The sequence below is a fragment of the Dyadobacter sp. SRI_021 genome, assembly GCF_057586235.1.
Map to the genome: position 1 here is coordinate 56,502 of NZ_JBYCZM010000002.1, position 15,067 is coordinate 71,568.

At 51.2% G+C, this 15,067-nt stretch carries 12 protein-coding genes; 6 read left to right on the plus strand and 6 right to left on the minus strand.

From position 1 onward, the window contains the following. The first annotated feature begins 38 nt into the window (after positions 1 to 38). On the plus strand, positions 39 to 311 hold the full coding sequence (locus tag AC2YIT_RS05665; protein ID WP_430847253.1) for a SemiSWEET transporter: 273 nt from the start codon (positions 39 to 41) through the stop codon (positions 309 to 311). 2 nt (positions 312 to 313) lie between these two features. Here the strand turns inward: AC2YIT_RS05665 and AC2YIT_RS05670 are convergent, their stop codons facing one another. Both AC2YIT_RS05670 and AC2YIT_RS05675 read right to left on the minus strand, forming a co-directional pair. Continuing rightward, positions 314 to 1,642: a rhamnogalacturonidase gene (locus tag AC2YIT_RS05670; protein WP_487278528.1), complete on the minus strand. Its 1,329-nt coding sequence runs from the start codon at positions 1,640 to 1,642 to the stop codon at positions 314 to 316. A 389-nt stretch (positions 1,643 to 2,031) separates the two neighbouring features. Beyond that, positions 2,032 to 3,276 (minus strand): hypothetical protein, encoded by a 1,245-nt coding sequence (locus AC2YIT_RS05675; RefSeq protein ID WP_487278529.1) that lies wholly within the window; start codon positions 3,274 to 3,276, stop codon positions 2,032 to 2,034. A gap of 234 nt (positions 3,277 to 3,510) precedes the next feature. Between AC2YIT_RS05675 and AC2YIT_RS05680 the strand changes: the two genes are divergently transcribed. Both AC2YIT_RS05680 and AC2YIT_RS05685 read left to right on the plus strand, forming a co-directional pair. Further along, positions 3,511 to 3,639 (plus strand): hypothetical protein, encoded by a 129-nt coding sequence (locus tag AC2YIT_RS05680; RefSeq protein WP_430847259.1) that lies wholly within the window; start codon positions 3,511 to 3,513, stop codon positions 3,637 to 3,639. 69 nt (positions 3,640 to 3,708) lie between these two features. Then, a complete protein-coding gene (locus AC2YIT_RS05685) occupies positions 3,709 to 4,629 on the plus strand; it encodes a sugar phosphate isomerase/epimerase family protein (protein ID WP_487278530.1) in 921 nt (306 codons plus the stop codon). Here the strand turns inward: AC2YIT_RS05685 and AC2YIT_RS05690 are convergent. Next, positions 4,626 to 6,200: a glycoside hydrolase family 43 protein gene (locus AC2YIT_RS05690; protein ID WP_487278531.1), complete on the minus strand. Its 1,575-nt coding sequence runs from the start codon at positions 6,198 to 6,200 to the stop codon at positions 4,626 to 4,628. The genes AC2YIT_RS05685 and AC2YIT_RS05690 overlap by 4 nt on opposite strands. 576 nt (positions 6,201 to 6,776) lie before the next feature. On the opposite strand from AC2YIT_RS05690, the gene AC2YIT_RS05695 reads away from it, so the two are divergent. After that, the gene (locus AC2YIT_RS05695; protein WP_430847265.1) at positions 6,777 to 7,460 is read left to right on the plus strand and encodes a hypothetical protein; all 684 of its coding nucleotides are present in this window, start codon (positions 6,777 to 6,779) and stop codon (positions 7,458 to 7,460) included. Between the two features lie 147 nt (positions 7,461 to 7,607). Here the strand turns inward: AC2YIT_RS05695 and AC2YIT_RS05700 are convergent, their stop codons facing one another. After that, positions 7,608 to 10,913 carry a glycosyl hydrolase gene (locus AC2YIT_RS05700; RefSeq protein ID WP_487278532.1) on the minus strand — a complete coding sequence of 1,102 codons (3,306 nt, stop codon included), beginning with the start codon at positions 10,911 to 10,913 and terminating at the stop codon, positions 7,608 to 7,610. 175 nt (positions 10,914 to 11,088) lie between these two features. Between AC2YIT_RS05700 and AC2YIT_RS05705 the strand changes: the two genes are divergently transcribed. Continuing rightward, positions 11,089 to 11,550: a hypothetical protein gene (locus AC2YIT_RS05705; RefSeq protein WP_487278533.1), complete on the plus strand. Its 462-nt coding sequence runs from the start codon at positions 11,089 to 11,091 to the stop codon at positions 11,548 to 11,550. 2 nt (positions 11,551 to 11,552) lie between these two features. Beyond that, entirely contained in the window at positions 11,553 to 11,861 is a 309-nt protein-coding gene (locus tag AC2YIT_RS05710) for a helix-turn-helix domain-containing protein (protein ID WP_487278534.1), read from the plus strand. A 95-nt stretch (positions 11,862 to 11,956) separates the two neighbouring features. Here the strand turns inward: AC2YIT_RS05710 and AC2YIT_RS05715 are convergent, their stop codons facing one another. Further along, entirely contained in the window at positions 11,957 to 14,521 is a 2,565-nt protein-coding gene (locus tag AC2YIT_RS05715; protein WP_487278535.1) for a TonB-dependent receptor, read from the minus strand. Between the two features lie 262 nt (positions 14,522 to 14,783). After that, positions 14,784 to 15,014 (minus strand): thioredoxin family protein, encoded by a 231-nt coding sequence (locus tag AC2YIT_RS05720; RefSeq protein WP_487278536.1) that lies wholly within the window; start codon positions 15,012 to 15,014, stop codon positions 14,784 to 14,786. Positions 15,015 to 15,067: the final 53 nt, after the last annotated feature.

The following is a 15,067-nucleotide window of genomic DNA, read 5'->3' on the forward strand; positions in this document are numbered from 1 at the left end:
GGGGATTTTACATCATCGACCCACGAAATCATTTGAATATGTTTCAAACTGTGATCGGGATCATCGCCGGCGTGCTCACTTCCGCATCTATGCTGCCGCAGTTTATCAAAGTACTCCGGAAAAAGGACGTAGAGAATCTCTCGCCGCTGATGCTGGTAGTCCTGATCTCCGGCGTGGCATTGTGGACCTATTATGGTATCCTGAAAGAGGAATTGCCCATTATATTGTCGAACGGCTTTTCAGTGCTGCTCAATTCAGGCTTGCTGATCTGCTATTTTGTATTTCGAAAAAAGGGAAAGTCTCAAAAATGATGCTATTGGATCATTTTGTCGTTCACTTTGACGTTCGTGAGCGTAAAACCCTTGACGACAGACTTATCATAAGCGGCGTTTTTCGCCGTAATGTTCAGGTTTTCGAAATTAAATTCCGATAGTTTATCATACTCGCCCGGACTTACGTCGAAGAACACCTCGCATTTGAGTTTGATATCTTTCAGGCGGATATGGTCCGAGTAGGAGAGCGGCACGTCCTTTCTGCCTTTTAGATCGAAGAATTGTTTCCAGGGTTTCACGTAAATGAGGCTGTATGCATTGCCATCGACGTTTTCTACACTGATGAATTCGTATTTCTGAGGAGTGTCCGGTCGCATTTTCAGCCAGAGCACCCGCATGGCGTTCTCGATACGGCAGTTGCGCATCACCACATTTTTGTTGTGAATGGCCTCGCTGCCGCAGGTAAGCGCCGCGTGGCAAAATCCGAAATGGGTATCCTCGACGAGGATATTCGTATTGGCGCCGTTTCCCGGATCGGTATCCGCATAAGGTCCTTTTCCACCCTTCAAAGCAATGGCGTCGTCGTTCACAGCGAGGTAGCAACCTTTGACAAGCACATTATTACATACATCCAGGTCGATCGCGTCGGTACTGGGCGCCTTAACCGGCTCATGCGGTGCGGTGATCCTGACATTCAGTATTTTAATATTGTTGCATTGGTAATAATGACTCGTCCAGAAACCCGAATTCTGAAGCGTCACATCCTGGACCTGCACATCGTTGCTCTTCCAGATGAAAACCAGCCGCGGCCGCGATACTTCCAGGTTGGTGCAGTTGGGGTTCTCCTGCCGCCGCTGCCAGAATGCCTTCCAGTAGTTCAGCCCGTTGCCGTCGATAATGCCGCTGCCCGAAATCGTGAAGCCGTTCACGCCGTAGGCATTGACCAATGCGGGGAAATAGTCGAGATTTTGTCCCTCCATGCGTGAGGGCATCAGCGGGTAGTCAGCGATCTTGTCGGAGCCCTTCAATACAGCGCCTTTGGCTACATACAGATGTGTTTTAGGTTTAAAAAACAGCGCCCCGCTCAAAAAAGTACCCTTGGGGATCACGATCACACCGCCGCCCTGCTCACTCGCCCGGTCGATGACGTGCTGGATCGCGGTGGTTTGCACCGTGTTGCTGTCGCCGGAAACGCCGTGTTCTGTTATGACAAACTGCCTGCCAAGACGCTTTGAATCGATTTTGGATGTGTCTGAAAACCAGGAGGGTATTTTTGTGCCGTCCGGGAAATGAGACGACTTGCCCGATTGCGCAACTGCAACCGTTCCAAGGAGCAATAGCCGAAAGAAAAGGAAACAGAACTTCTTCATATGCCCTTTGAAGGCGCGCCCTGGTTTCTTTTACTCTACTTTGAATGGGGAAAACGATGGATGCCGGCTGGCGCTACGGAGAAATGTGCCCGGGGGATTACTTATTTTTTCGATCCAGCTGTACAGGTAATCGAGTGTCTTGCCCATGCTTGCCAGATTTGTTTTGAGGTGGAATGGCAATGTTCAAGTGGTATGAATAAATGTACCAACTACTGGCTCTGCTGCATCTCACTCTTGTGCAATCATGCAAATCGTCTGTCCGCTGATTCATTTGGCGTCAATCGTAAATTTCTCAGATCCTGTAAAATCGGAAAAGCAACCGGTACTCCGGCTGCTTTTTCGGTCAATTTGAAGTAAAACATAATACCGGTTGGATTTCCGGTAATAAATTATTTGAACCCGAAAATAAACGGGAAAACGAAGATCACCACCGCACTCCATATGCTATACAGCGGAAGGAATATTGCCAGCGATGCGCCTACTGCCGAAAGGCCGGTTTTTTTGCTGAGTACGGCGAAAAGTTTAAGGCCTACATAAAACAAATGAGCGAGCATCAGCACATTGGCACCCAGCACGGCAGCGCGGTTCGGCGTAAGCCCCCATTCCGCGATGCGAAACAAGACCGCAGATAATGCAATGCTGTTAATCAGCAGCGTCACGGCGGATAGCAGAAAGAGTACCACGAATTGCCCGCGATTGCCGCCGGAGTGATCGGTTTCGGCCAGCGAAAAGAAGATCAGCGCCATCACGGCAACGAGCAATCCATTGAAAAGCACAAGGAATTCGCGGTCGTGATAAGGACTTTTGCCGGCGATGAGCGTAGCCGCCAGGTATACTACCAACATCACCAACGCTACCGGACTGAAAAGTTTCGCGATTACGGGCGGTATCCTGTTCACCAATGTGGGCTGCACGCGGGTAATAAATGTGGCAACAACAGGTACGGCCGCCAGCCCGCAGATAACAATGTATTTGGAGAAAAGTGGCTGAACGTCCCATCCAATCAGTCCGAAAAGGTTGATGGTAAGTGCCGTTGTGAGCCCACCGGCGAGAACGAGGAGTCCCGACATCACAATCAGCTCACCCGTGTAACGCAGGAATTCGAGCCAGTTGGCGCCGTTTTTCCATTTGCCGCCGCTATATGCCGCTCCCAGCAGCGACCACAGCCAGAGCGGCATGTGCAGGCACGAGAGGATCAGCGTATCGCTCGTTTCATGCTTCGGCAGCCAGTTGATAAACACCACCGAAGCTATCAGGAGCAGGGCCGCCAGGCCCCGGGTTTTCCACGAAACGCCGTTTTTCCAGGCAAAATAGGCCATCAGTGTCGGAGCGACGATAAATCCTACATTACGGGGATAATAAAATTCCTCGCTGACGGAAAGCAGCTCGGGCAGCTTGGCCAGCAACGCCGCGAGCACGGAAGCCACCACTACAAAAGCCCGCTCGCCAGGTGTACCCCAAAAAAACTCATTCGAACCGTAATTCAGTCGCTGGTACCATCCTTCGGCTAGGGGATTACTGTTCAGCTCAGGGTACAATGCATTAAAAGCGGCCTTAAAGCCCGGCTTGTTGCCCCGGTACAGCTTTTCCAGTTGCAGGGCATTGGTTTGGTTCAACAGGATTTCTTCACGCATAAAACAAGGATTGAGAATGGTGGTCAGCTTCTTCTGTGTGAGAATGATAGTTTAAAAAGTACTTTGTAATTCAAAGTTAAATATGAATTGAAAATTTGCAATAGGGACACGGTAATTTTTTTGTGAACGCTCATTTTTTACCGTTTAGTAAATTTGATAACCGGTTAATTGATAACACTTTAATGCCACATTTGGTCGTTTTTATTTTGTGCTGAAACATAAATCGATACAATAATGGAATGGACGATTAGCATGTGGGCAGGACTGGTCCAGCTCGGGATTGCGGTGGCAATTGCCGGGATAGGCATCCGCATAGTACTCGAACTGCGGAAAGCCGAATTGACCGACGAGGCTGTGAAATAGGGAAGGATGCGGCGAAATTTGCCAATCTACGCAATAGCCGATATATTTCAGGACATTTTCCTGAACCTTATGAATCCATCATCTTTCCTGACCCGCAGGGATTTCCTCGCGGCTGCTTCCGTCAGCCTGGCATTACCATTAATCAACTCCCTGCCTGCGCTGGCGAAGGCCAAACCGCGTTTTTCATTCTCCACACTCGCCTGCCCGAAATGGGACTGGGCCACGATTGTTAAATATGCTGCCGATAGCGGATACCACGGGATAGAGGTCCGTGGTGTGCTGGACTGTATGGATTTGCCCCGATGCGGCGAGTTCAGCAGCCCGGAGCGCATTGCCCAATCGAGGAAAATGGCCGAGGATAAAGGCTTGCGAATTGTAGATTTGGGATCGTCTGCCGCATTGCATATGGCCGATCCGGCGATGCGGGCGAAGAATCTGGATGAAGCAAAGCGCTTTATCGATCTCGCACAGCAGCTGAATTGCCCGTACGTCCGTGTGTTTCCCAATGATTTACCCAAAGACCAGGAAGTGGCTCAAACGGTGGAGCTCATCAGTACCGGACTGCTCGAACTGGGCGATTATGCCAAAAACACTTCCGTAACAGTGCTGCTGGAATCTCATGGCGATGTGACGGGTAAGGACATTCTGGCAACGGTAATGGGTAAATCGGAGCATAAGCACATCGGCCTGATTTGGGACATATTCAATATGTGGTCGGTGACGAAGGAGCCACCGAAGGAGGTTTATGGCAGACTGAAAAAATACATCCGCCACACGCACATCAAGGATGGCATTCTGAAAGACGGCAAAATCCAGTATGTGCAGGTCGGCAAGGGCGAGGGGCCTTTGAAAGAGGCGATAAGTGTGCTCGTGGAAGACAATTATAAAGGTTATTACAGTTTCGAATGGGAGAAAAAATGGCACCCCGAAATCGAGGAGCCAGAGGTGGTGATACCTGAGTACCCGAAGCTGATGCAGCAGTACTTTTAATCGTATTTCATTTCAATCGCTTTAATTTCACTTTTCTGATCAGGGGTGCCGGTTACGCTGACGCCTACCCTTGGAGCCCTGTCCCAGCGAGGCAACCAGGGGGCTTCTATTTGTACGGAGCTGGTGAGTGAGTCGATTTTCTGGCCTTTTACCCCCCAGTTGAACGTGTAGTAGCGTCCGTAACGGCTTTGCAATTCCAGTCTGATATTCTTGTATTTATCAGGAATTTCCTGCGTTTGGAGCGTTTCATAATGGCCGTCTCTCACCTGCCACAGCTCGACGCGGTTCTGGCCGGCGCCATAACCGATCGCGTTTTGAGCATCGCCGTAAAGGACAATATTCTGGAAAAGATTGTCCTTGATCACGAACTCGGCTGCATAGGTATAACTGCCTTTTTTAATGGTGTGCCCCAGGAAATTGCCTGTCCGGGCGGGATTTTCGCATTCGATTTCCAGCGCAGCGGCCCTGACACCGAATTTTGGTTTCGGAAGGCTGGCATCGAATACCCAGGGTAGCCCGAGCGTATCGCGCTCATAGTTAACCGAAAAGTTGAGATTGTGCTGTGGTACCAGCCCCGCACCGGCGGGCGATTCCGCTTGCGCGGGCGTTGTTTTGCCATACCTGAATGCAGGCCAGCGGGTCGTTTCGTCCCATATCAGCTCGCTGAGAACACCCTGGCGTCCCGCAAATGTAAAATCAATACCATTGTAGGCGTGGTGCAGGTAAAAATACCGGCGATCAGGCGTGACAACGACGGTGCCGTGCCCCGGGCATTTCCAGGCATCATCCCCGAAAAGGACCGGGTTACCTGCATATTTGACCCATGGCCCCTGCAATTTTTCGGCCCTCGCGAGCCCTACCTGGTAATCGCAGCGGTCGCCGCAGCAGGCATTGCCCGAATAGAGCATATACCAGTAATTTCCTCTTTTAAATATAGCCTGCCCTTCTGCGCCGCCCGCTTCCCAGCCTGCCGGATCGGCTTTGATGAGGCTGAACTCCTTGCCGGTTACTTTCAGGCCGTCGGGTGACAATTCTGCGCCGAGCAGCTCGATGGCCCGGTCTTTATCGAGGCCATAGGCTTTCCAGGTGATAAAAAGCTTCCCTTTGTCTTCCACTACGTAGGCATCGATGGCCTCGCTGGTCCATTCGATGATCAGGCCATGGTCCTTGAACCCTTTTGTAATATCCCTGGTAGTCGCCACGCCGATCACCGACCGTTTGTCGGATTTCCGCCGGGCGGTATAATAAACATAGAATGTTCCATTTCGGAAAAACAGCTCCGGAGCCCAGTAGCTTCCCATCGTCCATTTGGGCAATTCCGCGAAAACCGGTCCGACGTATTCCCAATTCACAAGATCTTTGGAACTGTAAATAGGGTAGGCAGGGCCCCATTCCGAGGAGGTGCCGACTGCGTAATAGGTATCGCCCACACGTATGACCGAAGGGTCGGCAAAGTCGCCGGCTATCACCGGGTTACGGTAGGTAATGACCCTCGTTGGCGCAGGTTTCTGAGCGGAAATTTTGACGGAACAAAGTGGCGTGAGCAGTAATATGGCGGCTAAGAATTTCATGATATGTCTCCATTGATGGCGTTACGAAGAAAGGCATTTATTTCCGGATAAGAAACCCGTCTGAATTACTGACATTAAAGCCTTGAAACCGCGATTAGCCAATCCGATTGTCGCCCCTGGCCCCGGAAAACACCTGTTTTGGCATTCGCGTGTTTACACGCTTACGCCCGGGAGAGGGTTTGTGTAATTTTAAAATGTCAATCAGGACGGGGTGCTGAAAAGAACCTGATTGGCGCTTGCGTCTGACTCATCAAACTAAAAACCAGGGCAAAACGAATGGTTCGGGGAACTCAAAACGGGTTCTTCGAATCGTGGCCCGAAGGCGCGTAGCCCAGGACGCGTAGTCCGGGACGCGTAGTCCGGGACGCGTAGTCCGGGACGCGTAGTCCGGGACGCCTGATAACAATCAACCGATAACCAGTAACCTAACCGATAAATCGAATTAATTCTATATTTCCAACGAATTAGTTACAATGTCTCCCTGCCCTTAGGTATATTGCTTTCCATTGTGCGGATGCGGGTTGCGCTGCATGATCGGAAAGCAAATATCTTTTTAAACCATTAATCTCAGCAAGCATGCCGAAGTTTATCAGTGATGAAGTTTTTGCAAAATGGGCTGCCCAGTGGCAGGCGCTGGAACACAGCCGCGAGCCCTTTGGCTTTTTTAATCAAGGGAGTAAACTCCTTTTGGGGGATTATTTTGATGGGGATGATTTCGAAACCCTCGTATCCACACCGGGTATAACCTTTGTCAAAGTGCGGTTTGGCTTTGAAACCGAGGAAAGGGCATTCAAACTGGTGCTTTTTGGCGTCGATAGCGCCGGACAGATTATAACACCTTACTATGCGCATACGCCGGCCGATTTCCGTGAAGCAGGGGATGGTCCGGGAGGAAACGTGCCAGACGTGCTGGCCAGGCAATGGATCAAGTATTGGGAGCAAAAAGGCCATGCCGGCGAGATTGCCAGCCCGCTGTTCCGCACACAGTACGGCTTTCTGAATGGGTACAATTATCCGGTGAAGGAACTGCTGGCGGCGCTTTTCAGATTTGAGAAAATGCCGAAGATCTACATTCGCTTTGTGCTCCACCGCTATTTCCCGGCTGCCAATGAAGCAGTGCAGAGGGATCTGACGGGTTCATATGCTTTCGGGCTAATGTTCCAGGCGATCTCCAATAAGGGCGACCGAAGCGGGGCGCTGGGTATTGACGACGATAGTGGTTATTACGATTTGAGTGCTCCTTGTCCGAGGACTTGTTGACGGTCAGACGTAGGCAAGAGTTGTCAGGTGTGGTCAGGTGTAGTCAGGTGTGGTCAGGTATAGTCATGTGTTGGACAATACCTGACAATACTTGGCTACACTTGACAATACCTGACCACACATGACCATTCCTGACTACACCAACGCTCATTTCACGGGCGTTGCCGCCACCAGTTTCACCGGTCCAAGCAAGCCGCTGGGCAATAGGGGAGCATCGGCTTTGTAAAAGGGCATAGTGGTATAGGTGATCTTGGTCGTAACACCGGGTTGCGCGTCGCCGATCAGGCGATTGACCCAGGTATTCGTTACTTTCACCTGAATGCTGTTGGAGCCTTGTTTCAATGCATCCGTAATATCAATGCGGAATGGCTTTTTCCAGATAATGCCCATGTTCTTGCCATTGACAATCACTTCCGCCAGGTTTTTAACATCCCCGAGATCGAGCCAGTACCGCACATTTTTCTGAATGGAGGGCGCATTCAAGGTGTTTTCATAGGTAGCCGTTCCGGAGAAATACTTGATACCAGGGTCGGTATTCTCTGAAAGCGACGCCAGTGCAGTGAGTTGCGCCTGTGCGGGAGCGCCCAGGCCCGGCTGGAAGCGTACCTTCCACGCGCCCGTAACCTCCGCGATTTCCAATTCGGAGAAAGTGGGTGCCGTATAGGAGCTGCTGGCTGCTTTCCCGTTGAAAACGATGAAATATGCCTGCCAGGAATCGAACTTCAATGGAATGGTGGTGCGTCCACCGGAGATATTATAGGAGACTTTACTGGTTTTGCCGGTTTCCGGGTCCCACAGCAAAGGGGTCTTACCGGTAACCCGGAAACTGATCTGTGCTTCGTTGGCATCGTTGCTGCGGTTGTCGAGCCAGTAAATATCGGTATCGGCGGTTTGGCGATGCACGTACAGGATTTTCGCTTTTTCACCCGTAATGATCACATCCTTGGGGGTGATACTACTCAAAACCGTCTCCAGTGACTGCGTAGAAACATTTGGGTTATTCCAAATTTTGTTCACAAGCATTGTAAACGCCGCCGGATCGTCGGCCAGGCTGGGGGAGCGCTCAGGCTTTACGCCAGCCACTTTCATGCCGGCAGCCACCAGGTCTCCGATCTTTTGAAGTACCGGCAAAGTCATATTCCGCGCGGTAGAATCCAGCACAAGCAACCGGTATTGCTGGCCCGAGGGCGTCACGATCATTCCCTTTTCCACTTTAAGCGCATTCCTGATTACGCTCGAATTGGCAAAGTCGAATGCGTAGCCTGCCGGGATCGAGGGCAGTTTTTGGGTCGAAATCTGCGTGATATTGGAGTTTTCTCCATAATAATAAAGCACGTCCACCACCGGCTTGCCCTGTTGGAGCATGAAGCAGCTTCTGCCCAGGTAACCTGTCCAGGCCGTCGCCTGCTCGGCCCAGGTTTCCTGACGGGTGAAATACTGACCGAACGGACCCAGCGAAAAGCCCGGCTTTTTGTCGTCGAGCGGCTGGTGCACCGAGGTATGGACCACAAAACGGTTCAAGCCCGAGGCCATTTCAAGGTCGGCGGTGCGTTTCAACTTTTCGGGGTGCCAGGTAAATGCATTACCGACGGAAGTCATCGACTCCGCCGCGACGATGTTTTGCCCGTAAATATGTGCCACCGAGGCCGATTCGCGGATATCTGCCTCGCTGCGGACTTCTTCATCCGAACCACCGGCCAGGCTGCCGGGCGTCCACATCGCCGCCATCGGGACATCCGCTTTGCGCTTCACATCCATGCCATCTGCCAGGTATATGCGCCCGCCTTCGTGCGACTCCGTGTAACGTTTCATGCCGCGGGCCTTCAACGCGTCACCGATCACTTCATAGTGGTTTTCGACGATTAGCTCACCGATCGTTTTGCGGAAATCCCATAGAAACTTGTCGCTTTCCGCTGCGCTTTTCACGATCACGCCGGTGAGCACGGGGATCCAGGAGATAAGGTCGTAGCCGCGGCGCTTTTTAAATTCCGCCGGCATTGCTTTCGTCCACGTCATGTGCCCCGCCTCGTAGCTGTCCAGCACCATGTATTGCAGCCCCTTGGCGCCCATTTGACCGCCGGTGGCGTCTTTGTACATGTCGAGGTACGTGTTAATGTATTTGGTGACTGCCTCTTTATCGAGTTTATCCACTTCCAGGCCGGTAGCTTCCGGTGATGCAGGGTGGTTTTTGCGACCGGTCAGGGAATAACCCAGCCGTACAATCACCCAGTTACCAGCTGGCGGCGTCCAGTTCAGGCTGCCGTCGGCTGTCATTTTGGAAGTCAGCTCGACCACGTCGGTGAGGGGAACCGCGTCCGCATTGGGTTGAATGAAAGAGTCCGTATTTTCCCGCCACGGACTGAATCCTGCCTTTTCTTCGAACTGGTCCATCCGGTCGGTATTATGAAGCACGATTTCGGCAACCTGCACGCCCTCCGGCTTGGCGGGTTGGGCATTACCACCGCCAAACATTGCAGCGAAAGGGTTGAACGGCGGAGGCAATGTCTTGAATGCAATGCGGTAGATTTTGGCCGTTACCGGGGCAAATGCCAGCGTGTTTTGGGGGACGGTGCTGCCTTTAATCGGCGCCACATCCCGGAAATTTATCCCGTCATCACTAACCTTTAATGTCCGGTTATCAGGCGCGCCGTTGAACTCGGCCAGCGCCCCGCCCGAGCTCGCGCCCACGATGGTCAATGCCTTGAATGTCTGCGGGCTGTTGAATTCGTATTGGATCCACATATCCTGACCCACTTCCATTGGCGGCAGCAGGCTGGTTTTACCCAGGTCGCCATCAGTCAGTTCCGCCACGGAAAAGGTACCTCCGCTGGAAGTCACTTTGGGATTCAGTGAAGTCATGAGCTTGTCGGCTGTGGGCAAGCGGTAGGCGATCACCGCTGCATCGGCATAGTAATCCGGCGCTTCGCCGCTGGGGCCGGTTATGCCACCCTCGGCGGGGAGCGGGACGTTCTGAAATTTACCTGCTACGGGCTTGGCCTGGGGTAGTTTGCCGGTAAATGCCTGTCCCCCGGCGACGCGGGTTTCGGTCCATACGTATTTCTTCATCGCATCGGCCGCCGGTACCCACGGGCCACCGGTCACGCTCCACCCGGGCGAGCCTGCGATAGCCATTTCGAGGCCCAATTTTTCAGCGAGATCGGTGGTATGTTTGAATGCGTCCTTCCATTCCGGCGTCATAAACACGAGCTTTTTAGGCGTGACGTTGGGTGTAAAGAGGCTTGCGTCGAAATTCTGGAAACCGCCTATGCCGACACGCTTCATCCATTCCAGGTCCTTGGTAATGCCTTCTTTTGTGATATTTCCGTTCATCCAATGCCACCATACCCGCGGTTTGGCGGCATCGGGCGGGGTTTGGAAGCCTTGTTGGAGAGTAGTGGATTGTCCGAATGCGAGCGCGGGAAGCGCCCACGCGAGTAGTGCGAGTTTTTTCATAGTAATATGCTGATTTACTGCCGGAAAACTAGTCCTGTTCGGATGGTGAAGCGGCGCGGGACTAATATCTACTCATTAGACAATAAGAGGGAATTTTTAGATATTGCCCATAGAAACGATCTCACTCAACATTCCTTTTGTCAGGAAATGTTCTATCTTTGAATTTAACTTAAAAGTGAATCGTATCTATTTTGAATTGTATTCGCAATCCAGGATGATTACCATCTATACTATCAGATTTGAGGGTAGTAAGCTTTCAGAAACGAATAGCTTCGTGAAGGAATATTCGAGAACTGGCTTCGCGGAAGACCTTGATATGATAAGCAGTTGGCTCGGCTATCTGAAAGACCGTGGGGCAGAACCGCGGTATTTTCGTTCAGAAAACAATGTGAGCGCCGGGCCGGTCGCTTTCTCAAGACTGCGGATTTATTGCATCAGATGTAGTCAGAACATCGTCATTCTGGACGGTGGTGGAGAAAAGAAAGGGCAGAAAACCCAGGATGGCCCTGAAACCTGGAAGGCGATGAAATTAATGATGGAGATTGACAAAAGATTGATCGAGAAAATACGGGACGGTGATATTTATTATTCTTCTGATCTCATGAAACTTGAAGGTGAGCTGTTTATAGATATATAATCATGATAAATTTGTTAGAAAGGATTACTCCGGATCCAGCCATTGATAGATTCATTGGCACAAGTTTCGACCTATCCGACCGGATCCATGCAATACTCGAATCAAAAGGATTGACGCAAAAAGACCTCGCTGAAATGCTGGGTAAAAAGGAATCGCAGGTGAGTAAATGGATGACCGGGACACATAATTTTACGATCAAAACACTGGCGTTGCTGGAAGTGAAACTGGGCGCTTCGATTTTTCAAATCACGAGTGGTCCCGTTGAGCCCTTGAAAACGAAAAGAGCCGAGCCTGATGATGTAATGGTTTAACGGCGCCGCGTCTTTTGGGGCTAAGACAAAAAAATCGGGACGTTCCAAATGGAAAGCCCGATCAGCAGTGTTATATATTTGTATTCCTCGAAACCTTAGAACGAGTAGCGCAATGTCACGCCGTAGGTGCGTTGGTCGCCTACTACCCCGGCATATTGTCCATAGCTGCCTGGTGCCGCCAGAAGCAGTTCGTAGTAATCCTTGTCAAATATGTTTCTGGCCCAAACGAAGAACGAAATGCCGTTCGAAGCGCGGAAGCCTAGCCGGCTGTTAATCAGCGAGTAGCCTTCGATGTTCAGGTATTTGGATGGCGACGGGTTGGATGAGAACTCTGAGCGCGCAAACACATCGATACCCAGGAAGTAGTTGCCTTTCAAGCCCAGGAATGTGCCTTTCACGGTTCCTTCGCCGCCCACAGAACCCGACCATTTAGAGATACCCGGCAATCTGCCGCCCGAAATGTCTTTGAACGCCTGCTCACCGCCTACTTCTTCCAAAGGTACCGGCGCGTTTTTGAAAGTCACATATTTACCATCGGTATAAGCCACCGCCGCATTGAACGACAGGTTGCTGAAACGGATATTTCCATCTACTTCCACACCTTGTACGCGCACTTTCTCTGCATTGGCAAGGTAGCCGCGGTTTACGCCGGGCTCGGGAGTCTGAACCTGCGTTTGATAATCGTTGATGTCGGAACGGAAAAGTGTCAGGTTCAATACCGAGTTAGCAGTCGGTCTGGTTTTGATACCCAGTTCTTTATGATCCACGTGTTCTGGCTTCACATTGGCCAGGTCGAGGAGAACCGCGCCGTTAGCCGTCGGCAAACCGCCCACGTTCACACCGATAGGCTTATAACCGATCGAATAGGTAGCATAGGCGTTGAATTTGCTGCTTGCTTTGTATTGGACCGACAACTGCCCCGAGAAGTTCCCCTGATCGTAGTTGGTATTGAATGCCTGATCGGTATAAACCAGTTTTTTCAATGCCAGCAGCGCCGGGTCGGTGGTTTGGAGGCCGCCGTAAGTTTCTCTCTTATAGTCAACCACTTTTTTGTCGTAGTTGTAACGGACACCTGGCAATACGTGCAGCTTATCGGTGATTGCCCAGTCGGCCTGAGCGAAGATGGCCAGACTGGTGCTTTTAATGCGGTTGGTGGTGCGGATACCGAAGTTATCGAACAAACCCGGTGTTTTCCAAAGCTCGCTGGTTGTGCTTTGCGCGAAACGCCATTGGGCCGAGCCCGCTTCTTCTGTTTGTACAGGGTCCGATTTTAAGTCTTGCCAAAGGCCGAACAAGCCAACCACACCGCTGAGTTTCGGAGAGATTTTACCAGAATAACGGATTTCCTGTGACCATTGGTCATGTGCCGAGTTGCCGGAAGAAATGGTAAATACCGGTAGTCCAAGGTAATCGCGGTCGTTGAGCGGTACCCATTTCCAGAAGCGCCATGCCGAAGTAGCAGTAAGCGTTCCATTGCCGATTTTGATATCTGCATTAGCCGACACACCGCCTAGTCTGTTATCCGCTTTGGAAGGCGTATCCAGGTCCACTTTGCGTTCGAAAGCGCTAGAATAGGGGAGTTTGTAACCCAGATCAGCGATAATCGCGTCGAACTGGCGGTAAGCTGCGCGTTTGGTAGGCACCACACCGGCCACGGGCCAGCCGTATCCATTGGGTTTCTGGTCTGAAACGTCACCGATCACGGTAATGTTAACCTTGCTGCTGGGTTGGTAGAGAATTTGGCCGCGTACACCGATGTTGTTGATGTCGTTGATCCGCTGCTGGGTATGTTCGTTGAAAAACAGGCCGTTACGCTGAGTTCCGGTGAAAGAGACGCGGGCCGCGAGTTTCTTGTTGATCGGGCCGGTGAATGATCCTTTGGCCTGAATGTAGCCGAAGTTACCGTAGCTGAGTTCGAAGCTGCCGCCCGGGTCGAAGCTTGCGCCGCGGGTAGTGATGTTGAATGCGCCCGCGGTGGTATTCTTTCCGAAAAGCGTTCCCTGAGGTCCGCGCAGTACTTCAATACGTTCGATGTCGATGAAATCCAGCGCAGTGGCAGCCGGACGTGCATAGTAAACGCCGTCCACATAAAAACCTACACCCGGGTCGATACCGTCGTTGGTGAGGCCGTAAGTCGAGCCGAGGCCCCGGATGTTCAATGTAGTGTTACGCGCATTGGAAACATAGAGCTGAACGGTCGGTACCAGTTCTTTCAAACGGTTCACATTGAACGCGCCCGCATCTTCCGCGGCCGAACCCCGGATTACCGAGATAGGAATAGGCACTTCCTGCGCTGATTCCTGACGCCGGCGTGAAGAAATGATGACATCTTCGAGGTTACCGGCCGAAGGATCGAGCTTGATCGTCACCCCGCTGCCTTCGATCACGGTTTCTTTTTTGATATATCCTAAAAATGAAACTACCAGTGTGAATGGAAGCTTCTGACCCGTTACAAGCTGAAATTCACCATTGGCATCTGTGGCTGCTCCGTTAGTTGTTCCTTTGATCGTCACGGTTGCTCCGATAAGCGGGGAGTCGTTGGAAGCATCCAGAACTTTTCCAGAGACCGTCGCATTCACGATCGGTGCGTTCTGGGCTTGTGCGACAAATGAGATGAGTAGAATTGCTGAACTGAATAGGGTCGTTAAAAATGTCTTCATAAATGAGGAATTGCTTTACTGTTTTCGATGGTGTTATGCGTGGTGGTTACTGCTAAACAGCCGTTCCTAATGCTGATTACGGAGCTTCGGTCGACAACAGTAAGGTATAATCGGTGGTTTCATGTATAGGGATCGTAAGTTTCTCCGGCAAAGCTATGGATATTATTTAGTATATAGAAATAGTAGAGTAATATTTTTTTAAATAAAAAGCAAAACAGCCCGGGACATTCCTCCCGGGCTGCTCACAACGCATTGTAAATCACTATTTAAGATCTGAGATCGACGCGCCGAAATTAATGTGCAGCACGTTGCCGTTCGGCGTGAGCAATGCCGGTACCGACTGTACACCAGCCCGTTCGGCGTCGGCAATTTTGCCTTTGTCCACACCGAGATGCACTACTTCTATCTGGTCGGCGGGGATGAGGTTTAATATGTCCTGCTCTGCGCTAAGGCAAACCGGGCAGCCGGCATGAAAGAAAATGGCCTTTTTCATTGTCTTCGATTTAAAATGGTTCAGTGCGAAATCGCAGTACGAAGGTAGGTCGG